General features: G+C 67.8%; 21 protein-coding genes and 1 pseudogene. 12 read left to right on the forward strand and 10 right to left on the reverse strand.

The window, feature by feature from the left end:
* Positions 1-427: pseudogene (locus tag QOC76_RS19565) on the reverse strand (Na+/H+ antiporter subunit A); the annotation flags it as partial.
* Positions 428-556: 129 nt separating this feature from the next.
* On the opposite strand from QOC76_RS19565, the gene QOC76_RS19570 reads away from it, so the two are divergent.
* Positions 557-1,990 carry an FAD-dependent oxidoreductase gene (locus QOC76_RS19570; protein ID WP_526359416.1) on the forward strand — a complete coding sequence of 478 codons (1,434 nt, stop codon included), beginning with the start codon at positions 557-559 and terminating at the stop codon, positions 1,988-1,990.
* Here QOC76_RS19570 and QOC76_RS19575 read toward each other — a convergent pair.
* The gene (locus QOC76_RS19575; RefSeq protein ID WP_526359418.1) at positions 1,940-2,431 is read right to left on the reverse strand and encodes a DUF1707 domain-containing protein; all 492 of its coding nucleotides are present in this window, start codon (positions 2,429-2,431) and stop codon (positions 1,940-1,942) included. The two genes, QOC76_RS19570 and QOC76_RS19575, sit on opposite strands and share 51 nt — an antisense overlap.
* 418 nt (positions 2,432-2,849) lie before the next feature.
* Here QOC76_RS19575 and QOC76_RS19580 point away from each other — a divergent pair, with 418 nt between their 5' ends.
* Positions 2,850-3,902, forward strand: coding sequence for a class I SAM-dependent methyltransferase (locus tag QOC76_RS19580; RefSeq protein ID WP_526359420.1), 1,053 nt, complete (start codon positions 2,850-2,852; stop codon positions 3,900-3,902).
* A 4-nt stretch (positions 3,903-3,906) separates the two neighbouring features.
* Here QOC76_RS19580 and QOC76_RS19585 read toward each other — a convergent pair whose 3' ends face one another.
* Genes QOC76_RS19585 through QOC76_RS19605 form a run of 5 tightly spaced genes read right to left on the reverse strand, consistent with a single transcriptional unit; the run spans position 3,907 to position 9,906 of the window.
* A complete protein-coding gene (locus QOC76_RS19585) occupies positions 3,907-6,141 on the reverse strand; it encodes an AAA family ATPase (RefSeq protein ID WP_526359422.1) in 2,235 nt (744 codons plus the stop codon).
* A 1-nt stretch (position 6,142) separates the two neighbouring features.
* On the reverse strand, positions 6,143-7,009 hold the full coding sequence (gene pssA / locus QOC76_RS19590) for a CDP-diacylglycerol--serine O-phosphatidyltransferase (RefSeq protein WP_526359424.1): 867 nt from the start codon (positions 7,007-7,009) through the stop codon (positions 6,143-6,145).
* The gene (locus QOC76_RS19595) at positions 7,006-7,707 is read right to left on the reverse strand and encodes a phosphatidylserine decarboxylase (RefSeq protein WP_526359426.1); all 702 of its coding nucleotides are present in this window, start codon (positions 7,705-7,707) and stop codon (positions 7,006-7,008) included. Before QOC76_RS19595 ends, pssA begins: the two co-directional genes overlap by 4 nt.
* 22 nt (positions 7,708-7,729) lie before the next feature.
* The gene (gene moeA, locus QOC76_RS19600; RefSeq protein WP_526359428.1) at positions 7,730-8,989 is read right to left on the reverse strand and encodes a molybdopterin molybdotransferase MoeA; all 1,260 of its coding nucleotides are present in this window, start codon (positions 8,987-8,989) and stop codon (positions 7,730-7,732) included.
* Entirely contained in the window at positions 8,989-9,906 is a 918-nt protein-coding gene (locus tag QOC76_RS19605) for an SDR family oxidoreductase (protein ID WP_526359430.1), read from the reverse strand. The genes moeA and QOC76_RS19605 overlap by 1 nt, the downstream gene beginning before the upstream one ends.
* Before the next feature lie 38 nt (positions 9,907-9,944).
* On the opposite strand from QOC76_RS19605, the gene QOC76_RS19610 reads away from it, so the two are divergent.
* From QOC76_RS19610 to QOC76_RS19625, 4 genes are read left to right on the forward strand one after another with little or no spacing between them, the layout of a single operon-like run.
* Positions 9,945-10,445 carry a PH domain-containing protein gene (locus QOC76_RS19610; protein ID WP_526359432.1) on the forward strand — a complete coding sequence of 167 codons (501 nt, stop codon included), beginning with the start codon at positions 9,945-9,947 and terminating at the stop codon, positions 10,443-10,445.
* Between the two features lie 32 nt (positions 10,446-10,477).
* Positions 10,478-11,902: a PH domain-containing protein gene (locus QOC76_RS19615; RefSeq protein WP_526359466.1), complete on the forward strand. Its 1,425-nt coding sequence runs from the start codon at positions 10,478-10,480 to the stop codon at positions 11,900-11,902.
* 21 nt (positions 11,903-11,923) lie between these two features.
* Complete coding sequence (locus QOC76_RS19620) at positions 11,924-12,742, forward strand: HAD-IIA family hydrolase (protein WP_526359434.1); 819 nt, start codon at positions 11,924-11,926, stop codon at positions 12,740-12,742.
* A 37-nt stretch (positions 12,743-12,779) separates the two neighbouring features.
* Entirely contained in the window at positions 12,780-13,274 is a 495-nt protein-coding gene (locus QOC76_RS19625; RefSeq protein ID WP_526359436.1) for an SRPBCC family protein, read from the forward strand.
* Here QOC76_RS19625 and QOC76_RS19630 read toward each other — a convergent pair.
* A complete protein-coding gene (locus tag QOC76_RS19630; protein WP_526359438.1) occupies positions 13,271-14,998 on the reverse strand; it encodes a DEAD/DEAH box helicase in 1,728 nt (575 codons plus the stop codon). The two genes, QOC76_RS19625 and QOC76_RS19630, sit on opposite strands and share 4 nt — an antisense overlap.
* Positions 14,999-15,216: 218 nt before the next feature.
* Between QOC76_RS19630 and QOC76_RS19635 the strand changes: the two genes are divergently transcribed.
* Positions 15,217-17,754 (forward strand): excinuclease ABC subunit UvrA, encoded by a 2,538-nt coding sequence (locus tag QOC76_RS19635; protein WP_526359440.1) that lies wholly within the window; start codon positions 15,217-15,219, stop codon positions 17,752-17,754.
* Here the strand turns inward: QOC76_RS19635 and QOC76_RS19640 are convergent.
* Positions 17,744-18,253 (reverse strand): cupin domain-containing protein, encoded by a 510-nt coding sequence (locus QOC76_RS19640; RefSeq protein WP_526359442.1) that lies wholly within the window; start codon positions 18,251-18,253, stop codon positions 17,744-17,746. The genes QOC76_RS19635 and QOC76_RS19640 overlap by 11 nt on opposite strands.
* A gap of 65 nt (positions 18,254-18,318) precedes the next feature.
* Here QOC76_RS19640 and QOC76_RS19645 point away from each other — a divergent pair, with 65 nt between their 5' ends.
* Positions 18,319-18,981 carry a M24 family metallopeptidase gene (locus tag QOC76_RS19645; protein ID WP_526359468.1) on the forward strand — a complete coding sequence of 221 codons (663 nt, stop codon included), beginning with the start codon at positions 18,319-18,321 and terminating at the stop codon, positions 18,979-18,981.
* On the opposite strand, the gene QOC76_RS19650 is transcribed toward QOC76_RS19645, so the two are convergent.
* The gene (locus tag QOC76_RS19650; protein WP_526359444.1) at positions 18,954-19,886 is read right to left on the reverse strand and encodes an SDR family oxidoreductase; all 933 of its coding nucleotides are present in this window, start codon (positions 19,884-19,886) and stop codon (positions 18,954-18,956) included. The genes QOC76_RS19645 and QOC76_RS19650 overlap by 28 nt on opposite strands.
* A 96-nt stretch (positions 19,887-19,982) precedes the next feature.
* Between QOC76_RS19650 and QOC76_RS19655 the strand changes: the two genes are divergently transcribed.
* From QOC76_RS19655 to QOC76_RS19670, 4 genes are all read left to right on the forward strand, one after another.
* The gene (locus QOC76_RS19655; protein WP_526359446.1) at positions 19,983-20,549 is read left to right on the forward strand and encodes a TetR/AcrR family transcriptional regulator; all 567 of its coding nucleotides are present in this window, start codon (positions 19,983-19,985) and stop codon (positions 20,547-20,549) included.
* A 178-nt stretch (positions 20,550-20,727) separates the two neighbouring features.
* Positions 20,728-22,353 carry a chaperonin GroEL gene (groL, locus tag QOC76_RS19660; protein WP_526359448.1) on the forward strand — a complete coding sequence of 542 codons (1,626 nt, stop codon included), beginning with the start codon at positions 20,728-20,730 and terminating at the stop codon, positions 22,351-22,353.
* A gap of 211 nt (positions 22,354-22,564) precedes the next feature.
* On the forward strand, positions 22,565-23,419 hold the full coding sequence (locus QOC76_RS19665; RefSeq protein WP_526359450.1) for an endonuclease domain-containing protein: 855 nt from the start codon (positions 22,565-22,567) through the stop codon (positions 23,417-23,419).
* 68 nt (positions 23,420-23,487) lie between these two features.
* On the forward strand, positions 23,488-24,321 hold the full coding sequence (locus QOC76_RS19670) for an alkaline phosphatase family protein (protein ID WP_526359452.1): 834 nt from the start codon (positions 23,488-23,490) through the stop codon (positions 24,319-24,321).
* The last annotated feature ends 13 nt before the right edge of the window (positions 24,322-24,334 follow it).

The raw sequence follows: 24,334 nt of genomic DNA on the forward strand, positions 1-24,334 counted from the left end.
GGACCGTCGTCAATTCCCAGAACAGGTAGAGCAGCAGCATGTTGTCGCTGACCACCAACCCGAACATGGCGCCCGCGAATGCGACGAGCTCCGCAGCGAAGCTGGGCAGCCGGTTCTCCGTATGGCCGTCGTGATGATGGAAGTAGTCGGCGCAGTAGAACAGCACCAGCGCGCCGATGCCCAGCACCAGCACGCTCATGATCGCCGCGAGCGCGTCGAACCTCAGCGCGATGTTCATCGACAACTCGGGCACCCACGGCACGTCGACGCTGAGCGCCCGCCCGTGTCCCGGCCAGTTCTGCGCCACCCAGACAAGGGAGCCGAGCGGGACCAGCGCCAGCGGATAGAACGCCCGCCTGCCCCACCGGCGCACCAGCAGGGGAGCCGACGCGGTGGCGACCGCGTGGGCGATCAGGACGGCTAGCAAGGCACTCCGAATCTGGTGGGCTTGGTCGGTGATGAGCCGCCGGGCGAAGAACAGATAGCAGGGTGTCAGCCGGGTCAGGCTTTGGCTGAAGCCCAGTCTACGTGGGCGGATGCAGGTACCGTCCGGCCCGTGGATACCTCCGATGTGCTGGTGGTCGGGGCCGGCCCAACGGGTTTGATGCTGGCCGCCGAACTCGCTCTCGGCGGCGTCGGGGTTCGGTTGCTCGAAGAGCGCACCGACATGCCCAACATCACCAGGGCGTTCGCCGTCCATGCGCGCACGCTAGAACTACTGGACGCCCGCGGGCTGGCCGACGAACTGCTGAAGCGGGGCAAACTGGTTTACCAGATAGCTCCGCCGGGCGGCGCCTCGATCGACCTGCGGGCGCTGCCGAGCAGGTTCGGGGTGCTGTTGATAGCGCCGCAGAGCGGCACCGAGCATGTGCTGGCGGCCCGGGTCGACGAACTGGCGGTGCCGGTTTCGCGCGGCGCCGAGCTGGTCGGGTTGACCCAGGACGACGACGGCGTGACGGTGCAGTGCGCCGACGGCACCGCCCTGCGGGCGGCGTACGTCGTTGGGTGCGACGGCGCGCACAGCACGGTTCGGCAGTTGGTCGGCATCGGGTTCGAAGGCAAGCAGTACGCGACGCACATCCTGCTGGCCGACGTGCGGCTGACGCGGGCCCCGGAGGAGACGTTGACCGGTGTCACGAATGAGCGGGGCGTGGTGCTGATGATTCCGTTCGGCGACGGCTGGTTTCGTGCCATCGCCTGGGACCGGCTGCGTGAGCAGGCGCCGCTGAAGGAGCCGGTGACGCTGGAGGAGATTCGCGGCTCGTTCAACCGCGTCGCCGATGAAGACTTCGGCATGACCGAAATGCGTTGGAGTTCAAGGTTTTTGTCGGAGCGCAAGCAGGCCGAGCGCTACCGCGAAGGCCGGGTGTTCATCGCGGGTGACGCCGCTCATGTGCACTCGCCGCTGGGCGGACAGGGGATGAACACCGGCATCGGCGACGCGATGAACCTCGGCTGGAAGCTGTCGTCGGCCGTCCGCGGAACGGCACCGAATTGGCTGTTGGACAGTTACGAGGGTGAGCGGCATCCGGTCGGCGCGGCGGTGCTGCGACTGACCGACGCGTTCAACCAGCTGGTGCTCGGCCGTTCTCGGGTGCAGCGTCTGGTTCAGACCATCGCGGTCGGGACGATCACGCGGATACCTGCAGGCCGTCGGTTCATGGCCGGACGGCTGAGCCAGCTGGGCATCGGCTATCCGCGCCGATCCCGCGACGACCACCGCATGGTCGGCAAGCGCATGCCGGACGTCGACTGCGGCGGCAGCCGGCTGTATGAACTGCTGCGCGGGGGCCGGTTCGTGTTGGTGACGACCGATGACGTGAACATCGACCGCCCCGACGTCGTGCACGCCCTGCACCACGACACCGAACTGCCCGCGGCCGTGCTGGTGCGTCCGGACGGCTACGTCGCATGGGTGGATGACCGGCCGCCGACCACATCACACGCCGCTGCCGCGATAGCCCGTTGGTGCCTGCCCGCAGTGATGTAGCGCAGCCCCTGTCGATGCCAGTGGGCGCCCGGGCGCAAAGCGGATCGGCATGGCGTGTCCGATGACTGCGATACCCGCGCCGAGGATGGGCCAGATCGGCCAGAAGTACCAGGCACCTGCGGTCAGGCCGACGGCGAGCCATACCGTGAGCACGACGACGACCATCGCCAGGTAGCCGGCCAGGTGCATCTGCACACCGCGGCGTGCGGCGGCCCGGCGTGCCTCGCGCCGGCGTGGGTCGTGGCGCCGCAGTTGTCCCAGGTGTAGGTCGGCGACCAATTGGCGCAGCTCGGCGGTGGTGTGCGCGGCGAACGCCGACTGCAGCCGGGTCTCGTATTCGTCCATCTCGAGATAGCCCTGGGCGAGCGCGGAGCCGAGTTGGCTCGCGGTCTTCTCCCGCTCGCGATCACCGGCACGGGTCGACGTGATTGGGGCGGTCATGGTGCCTCCCTGCTCCTAGATCTTGACGGTGACTAGTTATATGTCCGACTATGCGCCTCTAACTAGTCACTGTCAAGATGTATTGCAACCCCGACAGGCGCTCAGCCTTTACGCGGCGCCGGCCATGCTCGCAAGGCCGACGGCGGCGCCCCCGAGAGCACCTCCGCCGACGAATAGAAGGACGAGGTAGCGGGCGAAGACATTCTTGATCATCTGAATTCTCCTGTGTGAGTGGTCTTTCGATGATTTGAGAATGCCGCCATGCAGGTTTGATGTATGTCGGGCGACCGGACGATCACCAGGGTGATTCACGTGTCCCCCGATCGGGGGAAGCATTGGGTCGCTGCGAAACCTGCCGTAGTTGAGCTTTAAGTGCCAATGTCCGACACCCCTCCGGCTCGGACGTCACTATGGGCCCATGGCTGTAGACGAGATTAAATTGAACGAGTTCCTCGGCAAAGCGGTGGGTGATCTCGGCGCCGCGATGAGCGCGACGTTGATTCTTGTCGGTGACCGCCTCGGGCTGTACCGCGAACTGGCCACGGGCGCCATGACCTCCACCGAGCTGGCGCAGCGCACCGGCACCGACGAACGTTACGTCCGCGAATGGCTCGGCAATCAGGGCGCGGGCGGATATGTGCAGTACGACCCGGCATCCGACCAGTGGTCGCTGAGCCCGGAGCAGGCGCTGTGCCTGACCGACCCCGACGGGCCGGTCGACATGCCCGGCGCATACAACATCGTCGAAGCGACGTTTCACGCTCTCGAGAAGACGCTCGACAACTTCAGGTCGGGTGAGGGCATGGAATGGGGCGATCACCACCCATGCCTGTTCGAGGGGACGGAACGATTCTTCCGGGCCGGGTACAACACGAATCTGATCGGCTCATGGCTGCCGGCCCTCGACGGTGTCGTCGACAAGCTGAAAACCGGAGCCAAGGTCGCCGATGTCGGGTGTGGGCACGGCGCCAGCACGATCCTGATGGCGATGACCTATCCGGATTCGGAGTTCATCGGTTACGACTATCACGACGATTCGATCAAGGTCGCAACCGAGAAGGCCGCGGCGGCAGGCGCGGCAAACGCGCGATTCGAGGTCGCCGATGCGGTCGGCTACCAGGGCAGGGACTTCGATCTCATCGCGTTCTTCGACTGCCTGCACGACATGGCGGACCCGATCAGTGTGTCGCGGCACGCGCGCGAGGCGATCAGCGACGACGGCACCGCGATGATCGTGGAGCCGTTCGCCAACGACGCGGTGGCCGACAATCTGAATCCGGTCGGCCGCGTGATGTACGGCGCGTCCACTCAGATCTGCGTGCCCGTCTCGCTGGCGCGCAATGGACCTGCACTCGGTGCGCAGGCGGGTGAGGCGCGGTTACGAGAAGTCGTCGTCGACGGTGGCGGCTTCACCCGTTTCCGGCGGGCCACCGAGACCCCGTTCAACCTCGTGCTGGAGGCGCGGCCGTAACTACTCAGCGGGCGGCCGAGAACTCGCGCAGCGACTCGACCTGCGCTGGGTCCAGCGACGGGCGCACGGTATTGCGGGCCGTGGCCACGTCGGCGCCCGTCACGTCCGCGGCGTCGATCGATCGCCGCATCGCCGTCAGGGCGGACTCGCGCAGCAGCGCAACGCAGTCGGCGGCGCTGTAGCCGTCCAGCTCCCCGGCCAGCGAGTCGAGATCGACATCGTCGGCCAGCGGGATGGATTTACCTGCGGTGCGCAGTATTTCGCGGCGGGCGTCGGCGTCGGGCGGCTCGACGAACACCAGCTTCTCCAGCCGGCCCGGCCGCAGTAGCGCGGGATCGATCAGATCCGGCCGGTTGGTCGCGCCGAGCACCACCACGTTGCGCAGCGGCTCGATGCCGTCGAGTTCCGTCAGCAGCGCGGACACCACCCTGTCGGTGACCCCGGAATCGAAGCTCTGCCCGCGCCGTGGCGCGAGCGCATCGAGTTCGTCGAGGAACACCAGCGAGGGCGCGGAATCGCGGGCGCGGCGGAAGAGATCGCGAACCGCCTTCTCCGAAGCGCCGACCCATTTGTCCATCAGCTCGGCGCCCTTGACCGCGTGCACCGACAGCCGCCCGGAGCTGGCCAGCGCCCGCACGACGAAGGTCTTGCCGCAGCCGGGCGGCCCGTACAGCAGCACGCCACGCGGCGGCTCGACGCCGAGCCGCTCGAACGTCTCGGGATGCTGCAGTGGCCACAACACCGCCTCGGTGAGCGCCTGTTTGGTTTCGGCCATGTCGCCGACGTCCTCGAGCGTGATGGAGCCGACGGCCACTTCTTCGGCGGCGGACCGCGACAGCGGACGGATGACACTCAGCGCGCCCGTCAGGTCGTCCTGGGTCAGCGTCGGAGGTTTCTCGTCCACGCTGGCCCGTGCCGCCGCCCGCAGCGCGGCCTCCCGCACCAGCGCACTGAGATCGGCCACCACGAAACCCGGTGTGCGTTCCGCGATGTCGTCGAGGTTCAGCTTGTCGGCGGGCACGTCGCGCAACAACACCTCGAGCAACTGCTTGCGCACCGATGCATCGGGCAGGCTCAGGCCGAGTTCGCGGTCGCACAGGTCAGGTGCCCGCAGTCGCGGGTCGAGGTCCTCGGGGCGTTGCGAGGTGGCGATGAAGGCGACGCCGGGGGTGGCCACCGCGTTGCGCAGTTCGGCGAGTATCAGCGTCGAGACCGGGTCGGCGACCGTCGGCAGCAGCGCGTCGATGTCGGTGATCAACAGGACGCCACCGCCGTCGCGCACGCTGGCCACCGCCGATGCGACGCTCTTGAGGCGGTCTTCCGCCCGCAGCGCGCCCACCTCCGGCCCGTCCAGTTCGACCAGTCGCCGGTCGGTGCACACGGCACGCACCAGCGCCGCCTTGCCCACGCCCGCGGGTCCGGACACCAGTACGCCGAGATTGGGCTTGGCGCCGAGGGTTTCGAGCAACTCCGGCTGGTCGAGGGCGAGCTTCAGCCATTCGGTCAGCCTGGCGGCCTGAGCGTGCGAGCCCTTCAGGTCGTCGATGTTCACCGTCGCCGACTTCTCCGGAGTCGACACCGTGTACTGGCCCGTCGATGTGGCCTGCTGCGAAGGGGCGCTGCCGTGTCCCGATGTCGCCGCCGGCGCGGTCCCGTCACCCCATTTGACGACCGAATTCGGTTGCACGCTCACGGGTCCGGCCGGGTCCACGCCCGTCACCGTCAGCAGTTCGGACGTCCAGGTGATGCCGACGGCCGACGCCAGCGCGCTGCTGGCAGCGGTCGTGGAGATGTCGGGGCCCAGCTCGCGCGGCAGCAGCGACACGGTATCGCCGACCGTCATCACCTTGCCGAGCAGGGCCTGGCGTAGCGTCGCCGACGGAATCGACCGCGTGGCCAGGTTCGAACCGCGCACCGTCACCGACCGCGCGCCGTACACCGTCACCGGTGCGACGAGCACGGTGGTGTTCTCCCGCAGCCCGGCGTTGGACAGCGTCACGTCGTCGAGCAGCGCCGTGCCCGCCGGGGTTCCGTCCGGTGCCACACCCGCGACCGCGGCGGTGGTCCGCGAACCCGTCAGCGCAACCGCATCCCATTCCCGGATGCCCAGCGCAGCAATGGCTTCGGGGTGAAGGCGGATGACACCGCGACGCGAGTCCAGCGCCGAGGTGTTCAGCCGCGCGGTGAGTGTGAGCTGCTGCCGCGGCACCGGCCGGTCCGCGACGTCGAACCCGGTCATGTCAGGGACCCGGCGGTCTGCGGAGTCCGAGCCGGGCCATCGAACGACGGTGTGTGCGCGGCTGGGCCCGGCGCACCCGGCGGACCGCCCGCCGCGCCTGACGTTGCTCCTTCGGCTTGTCTCCCCACACCTCCGGGTGTTCCGACAGCCAAGCCTCGGTCCGTACTGCGAACGGGATGTGGATCACGTAGCCGAGGATGATCAGCAGGATCACGATGTAGCCGTAGAGGATCGAGGCGGCGACCAGGATCGCCAGTGCCGCCAGCAGCGGAACCACCATGTTCTGGGAGATGGCGAAGGTGTGCACCTTGCGCATCGGGATGGTGCTGACCACCAGCAGCGAGACGCCGACCATCCAGATCACCACGGCGGGCTCCGAGGTCCACCAGCCGTCGCCGAACTGCATTTTGGCCGCCAGCGGGCCGATCGCGCCGATCGCGCCCGCCGGCGCGGGCATGCCGACGAAGAACTCCTTGGTATAGGGCGGTTGGTCCTCGGCCAGCATCGTGTTGTACCGCGCCAGCCGCAGCACGATGCACACCGCGTAGAGGAGCACGACGATCCAGCCGATGCGCGAGTGCGAGAGCAGCGTGCCGTAGACGATGAATGCCGGTGCGACACCGAAGTTCACCGCATCGGCGAGTGAGTCGATCTCCTCGCCCATCTTCGACGTGGCCTTGAGCAGCCGGGCGATGCGACCGTCGAGTGCGTCGAGGATCGCGGCCACCGCCAGAAACGCCATCGCCTCGGTCGGGCGGTTGTCCAGCGCGAATTTCACCGCCGAAAGGCCGAGGCAGATCGCCGCGACCGTCATGGCGCTCGGCAGCATGCGCAGGCTGACGTTAGGCCTCTTGACGCGGGGCTTCATCGCGGCAGCTCCGCAAGGATCGTCTCGCCGCCGACCGCCCGTTGGCCCGGCAGCACGAGGACCTCGGTGCCCTCCGGCAGGTAGGTGTCCAGCCGCGACCCGTACCTGATGAGGCCGTAGGTGTCGCCGATCATCACCTTGTCGCCGGGCTTGATGTCGCAGACGATGCGGCGCGCGACCAGACCCGCGATCTGGACGGCCACCACCTCGTGGCCCTCGGGCGTGCGGATGCGCACGCTGTTGCGTTCGTTGTCCTGGCTGGCCGCGGCGAGCTCGGCGGATTTGTACAGCCCCCGACGGTGCACGACCGACACCACCTCGCCGCTTACCGGGATGCGCTGGACGTGAGCGTCGAAGATCGACAGGAAGATGCTGATTCGAGGCAGCGGACGGTCGGGCAGGTTCAGTTCGGCGGGCGGCACCACGTCCTCGACGAGGCAGATCAGCCCGTCGGCGGGCGCGACGACCACGCCGGGGCGGGCGGGCGGCACGCGGGGCGGGTGGCGGAAGAACGCAGCGTTGGCGCCCGCGGCCAGCAGGCCCGCGTTGCGCAGCCACCGATAGCGGCGTCCTGCCGCGGCGAGCGCCAGGCCTGCGCCGACGAACGGTAGGCCTGCGGGATGCATCGGGGGAATCGTGGTTCTCGCCAGGGCCACCAGTCGCGCGGGGCCTGTTCTGAGGTCGGGGCGTCTGGCCATCGTGTGGCGATTCTACGGGTGGCTACCCGCTCGAGAGGTCCCAAACCTGGACAGGGGATCCCGCGGTCAGCTCGGCAACGTCCTCCTCGATCTCCAGCAGGCAGTTCGCCGATGCCAGCCAGCGCAGGTGATGCGACGCGGGCGGCCCGTAACTGGAGACCTCGCCCTTGTCGGCGTCCAACACACCGCGGCGGAACTGCCGCTTGCCGCGTGGTGAAGTCAGGTCCTCTTTGAGCCGCGCCGTCAGCCGCGGCCGCTGGGGCTCCGGCAGCCCCATCGCCGCGCGTAGCGGTGTTCGGATGAAGACCTCGAACGACACCAGGGCGCTCACCGGATTGCCGGGCAGCGTGATGATGGCCGTGCCTCGGCCTGATGTCGCCGGCCCGGCGGCTCCGGCGATGCGGCCCGCACCCTGCGGCATGCCGGGCTGCATGGCGACCTTGACGAATTCGACCTGATCGGCCCGGCCGGATGTCGCCGGCCCTCCGGCTCCGAGTGCGTCCTTGACGACTTCATAGGCGCCGGCGCTCACCCCGCCGGTGGTGACGATGAGGTCGGCGTTGCCGGCGTGACGGTCGAGCACCGCGCGGAACTCGTCGACGTCGTCACTGCTCATCGGCGCCGTGGTGACCTCGGCACCTGCATCCTTCGCGGCGGCCGTAAGCATGACGGCGTTCGACTCATAGATCTGCCCCGGCTCGAGCGGTGTGCCGGGTGCGACCAGCTCCGATCCGGTCGACAGGACCAGAACTCGTTGGCGCGGAACGACATCGAGCTCATCCAGACCGAGGGCCGCGGCAAGGCCGAGTACGGCCGGCGTCACCACCTGACCGGCCCGCAGCACGGTGGTGCCCGCTTCGACGTCCTCGCCGGCGCGTCGAATGTGCCGTCCGGCAGGGGCGGTCGCACGGATCGCCACGGTGTCCGTCGCACCGTCGGTGGCCTCGACGGGCACGACGGCGGTGGCGCCGGACGGGAGCGGCGCCCCCGTCATGATCCTGTGCGCGGTTCCGGGTTTCAGGATCAGCGCATCGGTGCGGCCGGCGGGGATGTCCTCGGTGACGGGCAGCAGCACCGGATGGTCGGCACTCGCGTCGGCGATGTCGTCGGCGACGACGGCGTAGCCGTCCATCGCCGAATTGTCGAAGCCGGGCAGGGAGAGCGGCGCCACCACATCGGCGGCGAGTACCAGCCCCAGCGCATCGGCGAGCGGCACCCCTGCCGGTGGGCGGGGCGTGATCAGCGCGGCCACCACGCGCCGGTGCTCGTCGACGGACCGCATCAGACGGGGTAGGTGACGCCGGTCAGCTCTTCGGACAGCGTCCACAGCCGCCGCTGGGCGTCCTCGTTGCGCGATTGTGCGCTGGAGGCAACTACTTTCGGGTTGCCCTTGATCTCTCCGATGCCGTCAGGGCCGTAGTACTGACCACCGTGTGCGTCCGGATCGGTTGCGGCGCGCAGCGTCGGCAGCGCGCCCTTGTCGGCAGGCTGGGTGACTGGTTTCCACATGAAGGCCGGAATGACGTCGGGTAGGTAGCGCATGAGCTCGGTATCGGAGAAGCCGGGATGGGCCGCGAGTGCGACGGTCGGCGCGCCTTTGCCCTTCAGGCGCCGCTGCAGGTCGTAGGTGAACATCAGGTTGGCCAGTTTGGACTGGCCATAGGCCTTGACCCGGTTGTAACCGCGTTCGAACTGCAAGTCGTCGAAGTAGATATCGGCGAGGAACCAGAATTTGTGTCCATTGCTGCTGACTGTGACCACCCGCGACCCGTCGACCGCCAGCATGTTGTCCAGCAGCAGGCCGGTCAGCGCGAAGTGGCCCAGGTGGTTGGTGCCGAACTGCATCTCGAAGCCGTCTTTGGTGGTCTCGCGCTTCGGCACGTACATCACGCCCGCGTTGTTGATCAGCAGGTCGATGCGCGGGTGCGCCGCGCGGAGGTCGTCGGCGGTCCTGCGGACGCTGTCGAGCGACGACAGATCCAGTTCCTGCACGGCTACCACGGCGTTCGGGCTGGCGGCCCTGATCCGGTGGGCGGCCTCGTTGCCCTTGTCGACATTGCGCACGGCAAGTACGACATGCGCGCCCTTGTCCGCCAGGACGGCGGCGGTGTCGTAGCCGAGACCGGAGTTGGCGCCGGTGATGATGGCGATGCGGCCGGACTGGTCGGGTACATCGGCGGAGGTCCACTTCTGGCTCATGATCAGCACATTACCCAGGGACGGTTACCGTCGTTCCCATGTCGGATCGCGCAGGGGTGACCTTGGTTGATCCCGTCAACCCGCCGAGCCGCAAAGCGCCCCTGGTGTGGGCGCTCGGGGCCGCCATCCCGTGGCTGGTGTTGGTGGTGGCCCAGGTGGTGTGGTTCGTGCTCGACGGCCGGCTCGCCTGGCTGCACATCGTCGCGGCCGCCGTCACGGTGTTGGGCATCGCGGTGTTCGTGGTCGTCGTGCCGCTGTGGCGGTACCGCGTGCACCGCTGGGACGTCAGCCCGCAGGCGGTGTACACCAGGACGGGCTGGCTGGTGCAGGAGCGCAGGATCGCGCCGATTTCCCGGGTGCAGACCGTCGACACCTATCGCGGACCGTTGGATCGGCTGCTCGGGCTGGCCAACGTCACCGTCACGACCGCGTCGTCGGCCGGTGCGGTGCGCATCGTTGCACTCGACTCCGAGGTGGCCGACCGGGTCGTCGCGCAGCTCACCGACATCGCCGCCATCGGCGCGGAGGACGCCACGTGACGGACCGGGTGTGGCACCGGCTCAGCCCGCGAATGTTGTTGGTGCACCCGGTGCATGAGGTGTTGCGGCAGATTCCGTTGTTGGTGGGCGCGGTCGTGGTGGGCTCGGCGACCGGCAACTCCTGGTGGACGGTGGCAGCGTTGGGCGTGACGATCGGTTTCGGTGTGCTGCGCTGGTTCACCACCAGCTATCGCATCGAGCCCGACGAGGTGCAGATGCGCGCCGGCGTCCTGCAGCGCAAGGTGGTTTCGGTGCCGCGCAACAGGATTCGTTCGGTGCAGACGGACGCCCGGCTCCTGCACCAGCTGCTCGGGTTGACGGTGTTGCGGGTCAGCACCGGCCAACACACCACGGGCGACGCGGCGTTCGCGTTGGACGCGGTGCGCGCCGAGGAGGTGCCGCGGCTGCGCTCGATCCTGCTGGCCGACTCGCTGGCGCCCGCCGAGGAGACCGGCGGGCAGGACCGGCCGCAGACCCGGCTGCTGGCTCGCTGGCATCCGTCCTGGCTGCGCTACAGCCCACTCAGCTTCACCGGTCTGGCGATGATCCTCGCCGGCGTGGGCGTCGTCTATCAAGCGGGTCTCGGTGCAGCGCTTGAACATTCGGATGTCGCCGAATCGGGTCGCGACGCGGCGCAGCGGTTCGGTGTGATCACCAGCGTGGCCGTCGTGGTGGCGGTCGTGCTGTTCGCCTCGGTGGCGCTTTCGGTGTTGCGGTCGCTTGTGACGTACGGGAATCTCACCCTGCGCAGAGATGCAGACGTGCTGCATCTCGAGCACGGCCTGCTTCGCAAGCGTGAGCACACCTTCGACATGCGCAGGTTGCGGGGCGGCACCTTGCGTCAGCCGCTGCTGGTGCGGCTGCTCGGCGGCGCACGGCTGGACGCGGTGATGACGGGTGTCGCCGGGGCGGGGGAGGCGTCACTGCTGCTGCCGCCGTGTCCGGCTGCGACGGCGGAGTCGGTGCTGACCGATCTGATCGACGACGTCAACGCCGTGTCCGGCCCGGTGCGCTCCCATGGCGCTGCCGCGACGCGCAGGCGCTGGACCCGCGGGCTGGTGTTTCCGGTCCTCGTAGCGGCCGGGCTGGCGGTGGCGGCGGCATTCGTGCCCGTGCCGGTGTGGGCGTGGATCCTCGTCGCAGTGTTGGCGCTGTGCTGCGCGGCACTGGCTGCCGACCGGGCACGCGCGCTGGGGCATCGGGTGGACGGGCGGTGGCTGGTCGCCCGCGCGGGCAGCCTGGACCGCCGTCGCGACTGCATCGCCGCCGAGGGCATCATCGGATGGACCGTCCGCCAGACGTTTTTCCAGCGGCGGGCGGGGGTGGCGACGCTGATCGCGGCCACCGCCGCGGGAGTCAAGAACTATCGGGTGATCGACGCACCCGCGGAGCTCAGCTGGTCCATTGCGGGGGAGGCCTCGCCGTGGGTGGCCGAGAGTCAGTGGGCGCGTCCCTAGCGAGCCGTTTACTGTCGCACCATGGCGATCGGTGGCGTGCTCTTCGACATCGACGGCGTGTTGGTGACCTCGTGGCAGCCGATCGACGGCGCCGCCGAGACCCTTGGGGTGCTGGCCGACAACCAGATTGCCCGCTCCTATCTGACGAACACGACGACGCGGACCCGCAGGCAGATCGCCGGTCTGCTGACCGATGCAGGGATGGACGTCGCCGCCGACGAGGTGATCACGGCCGCTGCGCTGACGGCGGAGTACGTCCGCGGGCAGTACCCCGACGCGCGCTGCTTCCTGGTCAACAACGGGCAGATTGCCGAAGACATGCCGGGCATCGACATCGCCTATGCAAGCGACCACGGTCCGGACGGCCCTGCGCCGGAGACCCCGGATGTGATCCTGCTCGGCGGTGCGGGCCCGGAGTACAACCACCTGACGCTCAGTCGTGTCTACGACTGGATGGCCCAGGGCGTGCCTGTTGTCGCCATGCACCGCAGCACATCGTGGAACACCACCGAGGGGTTGCGCATCGACACCGGTATGTACCTGATCGGCATGGAGGAGACGTCGGGACGCAAGGCGAGCGCCGTCGGCAAGCCGGCCCCTGCCGGATTTCTCGCCGCCGCTTCGCGTCTCGGCGTCGACCCCGACGAGATGTACATGATCGGCGACGACCTCAACAACGACGTGCTGGCCGCGCAGGTGGTCGGAATGACCGGCGTCCTGGTGCGCACCGGCAAGTTCCGTCAGGACACCCTCGACCGGTGGGTCGCCGACGAGTTCGCGATGCAGCCCAACCACGTCATCGAATCGGTCGCCGACCTGCCTGAGGTGTTGGGCCTCTAAGCGATGAGTATCCGGTGAGTCGACGGTCTGCACTGACATGACTGAAGAACACGTGAGCGTGAGCACCACGATCAACGCACCTGTCGACGCCGTGTTCGCGGTGCTGGCCGACCCGACGACGCACCAGGCGATCGACGGCACCGGCTGGGTGCGTGAGTCGCTGGACGGCAAACCCGTCACCGAAGTCGGTCAGATTTTCCGGATGGGAATGCATCACGACAACCATCCGCAGGGCTACTCCGAGATGGCCAACCGGGTCGACGTGTTCGACCCGCCGCACGCCATTGCGTGGCAGCCGGGTCAGGGACCCGACGAGCGCGGCAACCTGAGCGGCAACTCCGAGCTCATATTCGGTGGCTGGATCTGGCGCTACGACCTGCGGCCCCTCGGGGACGACCGCACCGAGGCCACGTTGACCTACGACTGGTCGGGAGTGCCGCCGCACCTTCGCGATATCCCATTCCCGCCGTTCGAGCACCAGCACCTGGACAACTCGCTGGCGCACCTGGCCGAATTGGCAACCACGCGTTAGGTGCGCAGCTCCCGCACCGCCTCGATGCGGGCCTTCAGCTGATCCGAGGTCGCCGCCGCGATCGGCGGGCCGCCGCAGATCCGGCGCAGCTCCTTGTGAATCCAGCCGTGCGGCTTTCCCGTGCGGTGGTGTGCCACCGTGACAAGCGCGTTGAGTTGACTACGCAGTTCGCGCAGCTGCCCGTGCGTCGACACCCGGACAGGATGAGACGCGGCACCCGGCCCAATGCCGCCGCCGGCGCGGCTCCGACGTGTCATCTGCTCTTCTTGCCTGCGCCGCAACAGGTCTCGCATCGCTTCGGCATCCAGCAGACCGGGTATGCCCAGATAATCTGCCTCCTCGTCGCTGCCCGCCGGTGTCGCGGTGCCGAACGACGAGCCGTCGAAGATGACCTGATCGAGTTCGGCGTCCGCGCCCAGCGACTCGAACCCGCTGTCCTCGTCGGGCTCGGACTTCTTGCTTGCTGCGTCTTCGAGCGCCTCGTCGTCGAAGCCCTGCGACTCGCGGTGCGGCTTGCCGAGCACATGGTCGCGCTGCGCCTCCATCTCGCTGGCCAGGTCGAGCAGCGTCGGCACCGACGGCAGGAAGATGCTGGCGGTCTCCCCGGGCTGTCGTGAGCGGACGTAGCGGCCGATCGCCTGCGCGAAGAACAGCGGTGTGGCCGCACTGGTGGCGTAGACGCCCACCGCCAGCCGCGGCACGTCGACTCCTTCGGAGACCATCCGGACCGCGACGAGCCAACGGCCGATCCCCGCCGAGTATTCGGAGATGCGTGCCGACGAGCCGGGGTCGTCGGAGAGCACGACGGTCGGCGTCTCACCGGTCAGCCTGGTGAGGACGGCTGCGTAGGCGCGCGCGGCCTTCTGGTCGGAGGCGATGACCATGGCGCCGGCGTCGGGCACGCCGCCGTTGCGCAGCTGCGTGAGCCGGGTGTCGGCGGCCTGCAGCACCGCCGGTATCCACTCGCCCTTCGCGTCGAGGACCGTGCGCCACGCCCGCGCCGTCTGCTCGGCGGTCAGCGGCTCGCCGAGCCGGGCCGCATGCACTACGTCTTCTTGGCCCACTCGTTCTCGCCACCGGGCCTCCCCCGAGTACGCGAGGAACACCACCGGCCGCACCACGCCGTCGGCCAGCGCCTCGGCATAGCCGTAGGTGTGGTCGGCCTGCGAGCGCATCAGCCCTTCGGCGTCGGGCGCGTAGGTGACGAACGGGATCGCGGAGTCGTCGCTGCGGAACGGTGTGCCGGTGAGCGCGAGCCGTCGGATGGCGTCGTCGAAGGCCTCGCGGATCGCGTCGCCCCAACTCTTCGCGTCACCGCCGTGGTGGATCTCGTCGAACACCACGAGCGTGCGTCGGTTCTCGGTGCGCACCCGGTGCCGGGTCGGGTGGCTGGCGACTTGGGCGTAGGTGACGACGACGCCGTGGTACTCCGACGAGGTGTGGGCCGCGGAATTGCTGAACTTGGGATCGAGCGCAAGCCCCACCCGGGCGGCGGCGAGCGCCCACTGCGTCTTGAGGTGTTCGGTGGGCACCACGACGGTGATCTGCTCGACGACGCCGTCGGCCAGCAGCTCCGCTGCCACCCGCAGGGCAAACGCCGTCTTACCCGAACCGGGAGTCGCTACGGCCAGGAAATCCCGCGGCTGCGCGGCAAGATACCGCACCAATGCCCGACGCTGCCAGCTCCGCAGAGCCTGGGCGTCGGGCGCTGAGTCAACCCGCACCCAAGACTCCTTCACTGATCGGACAGCAGCCTAATGCAACGGTTTACGGGTGTGCACCTCCGCGTGGCGCGTCGCCGGACAGACGGTGTGTCGCGGGTGGCCGACACCTGCGGTCCGCGCGCGTCGGCCACGGCCGCCAGCGGCGCGGCGGGTCCAACCGAGATCCGCAGACAGCAAACATGCTTGCCCGAGTGCGTCGCGGGTACTCTCTGCCCACCATGACGGCATCCTCGGATCGGCAGAACGACGAGATCGATCCATGCGTGCGCGTCTTCGGTAGCCGGGTACACAATTTAAGGGGAGTCGACGTCGCCGCCCCGCGCGACGCGCTGGTCGCGTTCACCGGGATTTCCGGGTCGGGCAAATCGTCGCTCGCCTTCGGCACCATCTACGCCGAGGCGCAACGCCGCTACTTCGAGTCCGTCGCCCCGTACGCGAGGCGGCTGCTGCTGCCGACCGGCGCGCCGAAGGTGGACGACATCACGGGACTGCCACCCGCTGTCGCGCTGCAGCAGCGGAGGGGGTCGGCGACATCGCGGTCGACGGTGGGCACTGTCACGACACTGTCCAATCTGCTGAGGATGCTGTTCTCGCGTGCCGGGACCTACCCGCGTGGGGCCACCGAACGACTGGACTCCGATGCGTTCTCGCCGAACACCGCGGTGGGCGCATGCCCGAAGTGCCACGGTCTCGGCCGGATCCATCAGGTGACCGAACAGACACTCGTTCCCGACCCGTCGCTTACCATCCGCGAGGGCGCCGTAGCCGCATGGCCGGGCGCCTGGCAGGGACAGAACCTGCGCGACATCCTCATCACTCTCGGCTACGACATCGACAAGCCGTGGCGGAAACTGCCTAAGCGACAACGTGATTGGATTCTGTTCACAGACGAGCAGCCGACCGTAGAGATCGATCCGAGCCAACATCCGGTCACCGCAGATTACTACTACAACGGGACCTTCTCCAGCGCCGAACGCCACGTCAGGCACACGCTGGCCAACTCGCAGAGTGCGATGATGCGCCGTCGCGTCCTGCAGTTCGTCGACAGCGTCGAATGCGACCTGTGCCACGGCTCGGGACTGCGACCCGAGGCGCTGAAGGTGACCTTCGCGGGGCGCACCATCGCCGACTACGTTGCGTTGCCGCTGGCCGAACTCGCCGACGTGCTGCGCCCGACTGCGGCGCGCAAGGATGCCGCGGCGGCCTTCGAGTCGACCGAGTCCGGTGAACTGACCGAGGTCGCCACGATGATCGCCGCCGACCTCGTCGCCCGCATCCAGGTGCTCATCGATCTTGGGCTGGGCTATCTGACGCTGAACCGCCGCACCCCGACCGTCTCGCCGGGTGAACTACAGCGGCTGCGGTTGGCCACGCAGTTGCGCGCAGGGCTGTTCGGGGTGCTCTACGTTCTGGACGAGCCATCTGCCGGCCTGCATCCCGCTGACGCCGAACCCCTGCTCGATGTTCTGGATCGCCTTCGGCGAGCCGGCAATTCGCTGTTCGTGGTCGAACACGACATGGATGTGGTGCGCCGCGCCGACTGGATCGTCGACGTCGGCCCCGGGGCAGGCGAGCTCGGAGGTCAGGTCCTCTACAGCGGGCCCGTTTCGGGTCTGAACGACATCGATGAGTCGATCACCCGCAGCTATCTTTTCAACAACGATGCAGCCGCGACGCGAACCCCGCGCCAGCCGTCGGGACGGCTGCGGCTGCGGGGCATCTGCTTTCACAACCTGCGCGACCTGGACGTCGACCTGCCGCTGGGCGTCTACACCGCGGTCACCGGTGTGTCCGGCTCGGGGAAGTCGACGCTCGTCGTCAAGGTGCTCGGTGACGTGGTGAAACGCCATCTGGGCCGCGCGACGGGTCAGACCGAAAGCGACACCGACGCAGAGGATTCCGACGTCGAGATCGTCGACCTCGATCACGACGCCAGCATCGGAGTGACGGCGGAGAACGTGGATGTGATCGACCGACTGGTCGCCGTTGACCAGCGGCCGATCGGGCGGACGCCGCGTTCGACGTTGGCCACGTATACGGGATTGTTCGACGCCGTTCGGCGGGAATTCGCCGCGACGCCTGCGGCGCGCCGACGGGGCTGGACGGCCGGCCGGTTCTCGTTCAACGTCGCCGAGGGTCGCTGCAAGACCTGTCAGGGTGAAGGCTTCGTATCGGTCGAATTGCTTTTTCTGCCCGGCACATACGCCACCTGCCCGACGTGCCACGGCGCGCGCTACAACGAGGCCACGCTGCGGGTGCGGTATCGCGACCGCACCATCGCCGACGTACTGGCTATGACAGTCGACGAGGCTTCGGAGTTTTTCGCCGATATCCCTGGCGCGGCGCGCAGCCTGACGACGCTGCAGGAGGTCGGGCTTGGCTACCTGCGGCTCGGGCAGCCCGCGACCGAATTGTCCGGCGGCGAGGCGCAGCGGATCAAGTTGGCCTCGGAACTGCAACGACCCCGCCGCGGCCACACGCTCTACGTGCTCGACGAACCCACCACCGGCTTGCATCCGGCCGATGTGGACCTCCTCGATGCGCAGCTGCATCGCCTCGTCGAGTCGGGCAACACCGTGGTGGTCGCCGAACACGACATGCGGATGGTCGCCGGGTCGGACTGGGTGATCGATCTCGGGCCTGCCGCGGGCAACGACGGCGGCCGGGTGGTCGCGGCCGGAACACCGCAGAAAGTGAGTCGGGCCAAGGGCAGCCGCACCGCGCCGTACCTGGCCGCGAGGCTGATCAGTCGATGAAGAAGTTGTCGTTGCGGATGAACCATTCCCGGCGCTCGTCGTCGGTCATGTCGCCGAGCCGGGCCAGGCCTTCGAAGTAGTGCTCCCGCGGCGCGCCGGGAGCAAACAGCATCAGGATCGACGTCGGCGCGTCGGCTTCGTTGCGGAAGCCGTGGATGCCGCCCGGCGGGACATAGAGGAAGTCGTTGGGATGCCCGTCGACCCAGTCCGTGCCGTCATACAGCTTGACTGTTCCCGACAACACGAAGAACGCCTCGGACATCGCGCGGTGAAAGTGCGGGCCGGGCCCGCCGCCGTGCGGGGCGATCTCGACGCGGTACAGCCCGTAGTCACCGTCGGTCTGCTTCTGGTTGGCGAGATAGTGGTACTGCACAAGACCGGACGAGTCGTAGTCCGGCGGATCCGTGCCGCGCCGCAGCCACGCACTGATCTCCGGCTCGTCTCTGGCGTATCGCGGCGGCGGGTAGGGCGGCACCTTCGTCGGATCCAAGAGTGACATCAACGCTCCATTGCAGTCGTAACATCGGCGGAGTGACGGTCGCGAACGAAGATCTCCGCACCGAGATGCTCCTCGATGCCCAGGATAACGCGGCGCAGTTGTTCGCCGAGATCGAGCGCACCGGCATGATCCGCGCCGGCGTCCGTGAGAAGGAGTTGTCCGACGAGATCCGCGACCTGGCGGCCGACATGTTCGGCGTGAAGCGGCACTGGCACAAGCGAATCGTGCGGGCGGGCGCGAACACCCTGCAGCCGTACCGGAACAATCCACCGGACCGGCTCATCGCCGACGACGACATCGTGTTCTGCGACTTCGGACCGATCTTCAAGCGGTGGGAGGCGGACTTCGGCCGCACGTTCGTGCTGGGGGACGACGCGGGCAAGCGCGCGCTGTGCGATGACCTGCCGCGGGTCTGGGCGAAGGGCCGGGAGTACTTCGACGCGCACAGGGACGTGACGGGCGCCGAGCTGTTCGACCATGTCGTGCAGCTCAGCCGTGAGGCGGGCTGGGAGTTCGGCGGACCTCACGCCGGCCATCTGGTCGGCGAGTTCCCGCACGAGACGATCGACGGCGACTCGATCGAGTCGTATATCGCGCCGGGGTCAGACAACCCGATGCGGCGCACCGACCGCACCGGGCGTGTCTGCCACTGGATCCTAGAAGTGCACCTGATCGATCCTCAACGACGATTCGGTGGCTTCTATGAAGAGCTGCTCGACTTGGCGTAGACCGGGAACTCGACACCGGTGAGCTGTTCGGACACCGTCCACAGTCGGCGCTGCGCTTCGATGTCGTGGGAAGCCTGGCTGGACGCGACAACTTTGGGGTAGCCGCGCTGTTCACCGAAACCGTCGGGGCCGAAGTACTGCCCGCCGATCACGCCTGGATCCGTTGCCGCGCGCAATGTCGGCAGCGCACCCATGTCCGCGCCCTGGAACAGCGGCTCCAGCAGGCCGGAAACCGCACCGACGACCCAGGGTAGGTTGCGCGTCAGCTCTGTGCGCGAGCCGCCCGGGTGTGCTGCGGCGGCGATGGTATTCGTGCCCTGCAGGCGTCGCTGCAATTCGTAGGTGAACATCAGGTTGGCCAGCTTGGCCTGCCCGTAGGCGCCGACCCGGCTGTAATCCTTCTCCCACTGCAGGTCGTCGAACCGGATCCCGTTGCGGGCGAAGCGGTGACCGACGCTGCTGACGGTGACGACGCGCGACCCCGGTACCGGCAGCAGCCGGTCGAGCAGCAGGCCGGTGAAGGCGAAGTGGCCCAAATGGTTTGTGCCGAACTGTAATTCGAAGCCGTCCTGCGTGGTTCCCTTCGGCGTCATCATCACCCCTGCGTTGTTGATCAACAGGTCGATGGTGTCGTGCCTGGAGCGCAGCTCGTCGGCTGCTTGACGGACGGAGTCGAGCGAGGTGAGGTCGAGCTTCTGCACGTCGACCGCCGCCCCTTGGTGTGCCGAGGTGATGCGGGCCGCCGCGTCCTTACCCTTGTCGGTGTTGCGGACGGCGAGTACGACGTGTGCGCCCTTGGCTGCGAGCGCGGTCGCGGTCTCATAGCCGAGGCCGGTGTTGGCTCCGGTGATGACGGCGATGCGACCGGTCTGGTCGGGAATGTCGGTAGTGGTCCACTTGTTCATGACGTCTCCTACAATCGGCTAAACGGGGCGGGCGCTCCGTTTGACTACGACTATACGGAACGCACGCCCCGCTTTCGTATTCCCGAGGTGATGCAGGTGGCTCAACCGGACCGACCGCTGCGCGCGGACGCCGCGCGCAATCGGGCCCGCGTCCTCGAGGTCGCCTATGACACCTTCGCGGCCGACGGGCTCTCCGTGCCGATCGACGAGATCGCCCGCCGGGCAGGCGTCGGCGCCGGCACCGTGTACCGGCATTTCCCGACGAAAGAGGATCTGTACCGCGCAGTGGTCGAGGACCGCATCGCAAGCCTCGTCGAAAGCGGTCGCGCGATGCTGACCTCGCAGGGGCCGGGCGGGGGGCTGTTCGCTTTCATCCGCTCCATGGTGTTGGACTGGGGCGCCGCGGATCAGGGCCTCGTCGACGCGCTTGCGGGAGTCGGCATCGATATCAACAGCGCGGCACCGGACGCCGAAGAGGCGTTTCTGGATTTGATCGGCGATCTGCTGCGGGCCGCGCAAAACGCGGGGTCCGTACGGCGAGATCTCGACGTGCCGGACATAAAGGCTCTGATGGTCGGGGGCCAGGCGATGCAGGGATACAACCGTGACGCGGCCGAGCGTCTGACGGAGGTCCTGCTGGACGGGCTTCGCCCGGCTGACTGACCTTGCACTCGCCATGCTTGAGTGCTAAAAATGCAGTTGGCACTCTCGACCAGTGAGTGCTAGGTCGGGACGGTGAGGCACGGGGCCGCACGCGCGGAGCACACCCACAGCCGTCCGTCGCGGGCACTGCACCCGACCACACAACGTGCCATCCCTAATCCGGAGGAATCACTTCGCAATGGCCAAGACAATTGCGTACGACGAAGAGGCCCGCCGCGGCCTCGAGCGGGGCCTCAACGCCCTCGCCGATGCGGTAAAGGTGACGCTGGGCCCCAAGGGTCGCAACGTCGTTCTGGAGAAGAAGTGGGGCGCCCCCACGATCACCAACGATGGGGTTTCCATCGCCAAGGAGATCGACCTCGAGGACCCCTACGAGAAGATCGGCGCTGAGCTGGTCAAGGAAGTCGCCAAGAAGACCGACGACGTCGCGGGCGACGGCACCACCACCGCCACCGTGCTGGCCCAGGCGCTCGTGCGCGAGGGCCTGCGCAACGTTGCGGCAGGGGCTAACCCGCTCGGCCTGAAGCGCGGCATCGAGAAGGCCGTCGAGAAGATCACCGAGACGCTGCTGAAGTCGGCCAAGGAGGTCGAGACCAAGGAGCAGATCGCTGCCACCGCGGGCATCTCCGCCGGCGACCCGTCCATCGGCGAGCTGATCGCCGAGGCCATGGACAAGGTCGGCAACGAGGGCGTCATCACCGTCGAGGAATCCAACACCTTCGGCCTGCAGCTGGAGCTCACCGAGGGCATGCGCTTCGACAAGGGCTACATCTCGGGTTACTTCGTTACCGACGCCGAACGTCAGGAAGCGGTCCTCGAGGATCCGTACATCCTGCTGGTGTCCTCGAAGGTCTCGACCGTCAAGGATCTGCTGCCGCTGCTGGAGAAGATCATCCAGTCCGGCAAGCCGCTGCTGATCATCGCCGAGGACGTCGAGGGCGAGGCCCTGTCGACTCTGGTGGTCAACAAGATCCGCGGCACCTTCAAGTCCGTCGCCGTCAAGGCTCCGGGCTTCGGTGATCGCCGCAAGGCGATGCTGCAGGACATCGCGATCCTCACCGGTGGCCAGGTCATCAGCGAAGAGGTCGGCCTCTCCCTGGAGACGGCAGGCGTCGAGCTGCTGGGCCGCGCCCGCAAGGTCGTCGTCACCAAGGACGAGACGACCATCATCGAGGGCGCCGGTGACAGCGAGGCCATCGCAGGCCGCGTTGCGCAGATCCGCGCCGAGATCGAGAACAGCGACTCCGACTACGACCGTGAGAAGTTGCAGGAGCGCCTGGCCAAGCTGGCAGGCGGTGTTGCGGTGATCAAGGCAGGCGCCGCCACCGAGGTGGAGCTCAAGGAGCGCAAGCACCGCATCGAGGACGCCGTCCGCAACGCGAAGGCGGCCGTCGAGGAGGGCATCGTCGCCGGCGGTGGCGTGGCCCTGCTGCAGTCCTCACCCGCGCTGGACGAGCTGAAGCTGACGGGCGACGAGGCCACCGGTGCCAACATCGTCCGCGTGGCGCTGTCGGCCCCGCTGAAGCAGATCGCCTTCAACGGTGGGCTCGAGCCCGGTGTGGTCGCCGAGAAGGTCACCAACTCGCCCGCAGGGACCGGCCTCAACGCCGCGACCGGCGAGTACGAGGACCTGCTCAAGGCGGGCGTGGCCGACCCGGTCAAGGTGACGCGTTCGGCGCTGCAGAACGCTGCGTCCATCGCGGCGCTGTTCCTGACGACCGAAGCGGTCGTCGCAGACAAGCCGGAGAAGGCCGCCGCCGCCGCAGGCGACCCGACCGGTGGCATGGGCGGCATGGACTTCTAACGCAGTCCTGGTCGACGAGAAGGCCCGGCTCCCACAAGGAGCCGGGCTTTTTCGTTGCCGCGGCCCGTCGTTGCCGCGGCCCGTCGTGGCCCGCGACTGTGCGGTTTCATCCGCGACTCGCCGGTGCGGGCGTATCGATTCGCACAGTGAGGCTGTGGATAACGCCGCTTCGGCACCCGGATCTGTCGTCGACACCTGCCACGTTGCTGCCATGCAGACCATTGAATGGCCATTTCTAGCAACTGAGGCCGTCTCAACCGGCGTGCTCACGTTTCGCGAGCTGCGCCGCTTCCATTCGGCGATCTATCCGGGTGTGTGGGCGCCGCGCGGAGCTGACTTATCGACAGGCGATCACGCCAGGGCCGCCTGGCTGTGGTCACGGCGAGGGGGCGTCGTCGCCGGCTTGACCGCGTCGGCGATGTTGGGTGCGAAATGGGTCAGACCCGATGCACCGGTTGAACTGATTCACACCAATCGCCGACGCCCGCAGAACGTCATCGTCCGCACGGAAGAATTGTGTTCCGCGGAATGGCAATTGATCGCGGAGCTGCCTGTCACCAGTCCGGCACGGACAGCGTTCGATCTGGGCAGGCACTGCAGCCTCGAGGTAGGCGTGCAGCGCATCGACGCGCTGATGAATGCGACGGACGTCAAGGTCGACGACGTCCTTGCGGTGGTCGGGCAACATCCCGGAGTCCGAGGGCTCCGACAGCTACGGCAGACACTCGCGCTGGTCGACGGCGGGGCGGAGTCGCCGCAGGAGACGCGCGTGCGGCTGCTGTTGATGAGCGGCGGAATTCCGAAGCCGGAGACGCAGCTCGAGTTCCGCGATCTACACATCCGCGTCGACATGGGCTGGCGCGAGTGGAAGGTCGCCGTCGAATACGACGGCATTCAGCACTGGGAGGACAGCCGACAGCGGTCGTGGGACATCGAACGCCTCGCGCTTCTGGAAGCGGCCGGCTGGATCGTGATCCGGCTCAGCGCCGAGATGCTCAGGCGCCCGCAGGTGATCGTCGATCGCGTCGGGCGCGCGCTGATCTCGCGCGGATGCCCGGAAACTTGAGTTGTCTTCGACGCCGTGGTGCGCGTGCCTCCTCGAGCATCGTCGATCTTGCTCCTACACTTCGGCGCATGAAGCGCTGGGCGTGTGCATTCGCGGCTATCTGCGCGGTCGCCGGACCGGCGCCCGTCGCCGCCGCGCAATCGCTTCCGGCGCCGGCGCACATCGTGATCGTCGTCGAGGAGAACAAGCCCGACAGCGCAGTCGTCGGCAGCAAGTCGGCGCCGTACCTCAACGCGCTCGCCAACGCAGGCGCGAACATGGCACAGTCGTTCGCCGAGACGCATCCGAGCGAGCCGAACTATCTGGCGCTGTTCTCCGGCAACACCTTCGGACTGACATCGGATGCGTGCCCGGTCAATGCCGGCGCGGCGCCGAATGTCGCCTCCGAGCTGTTGGCGGCGGGCTTCACGTTCGGCGGCTTCTCGGAGGACCTTCCGGCGGTCGGGTCCACCGCCTGCAGTGCGGGCAAGTACGCCCGCAAGCATGTGCCATGGGCCAACTTCACGAATGTGCCTGCGGCGAACTCGGTTCCGTTCTCGGCTTTCAACAACCGCACCGACTACGCGAGCCTGCCGACGGTGTCGTTCGTGATCCCGAACCTGGACAACGACATGCACGACGGCACCGTCTCGCAGGCCGACACCTGGCTCTACAACAACCTGTCGCGCTACGCGAACTGGGCGGTGGCCAACAACAGCCTGCTGATCATCACGTTCGACGAGGACGACGGCGGCTCGAAGAACCAGATCCCCACGATCATCTACGGTGCCCATGTCCGGCCCGGCACCTACAGCGAGCCGATCAGTCACTACAACGTGCTGTCCACCATCGAGGAGATGTACGGTCTGCCGAAGAGCGGACTGGCCGCGAACGCGCCTGCGATATCGGACATCTGGGCGTAACCGGCACGCGGAC

The organism is Mycobacterium sp., from assembly GCF_032159565.1.
Classification (GTDB): Bacteria; Actinomycetota; Actinomycetes; order Mycobacteriales; family Mycobacteriaceae; genus Mycobacterium.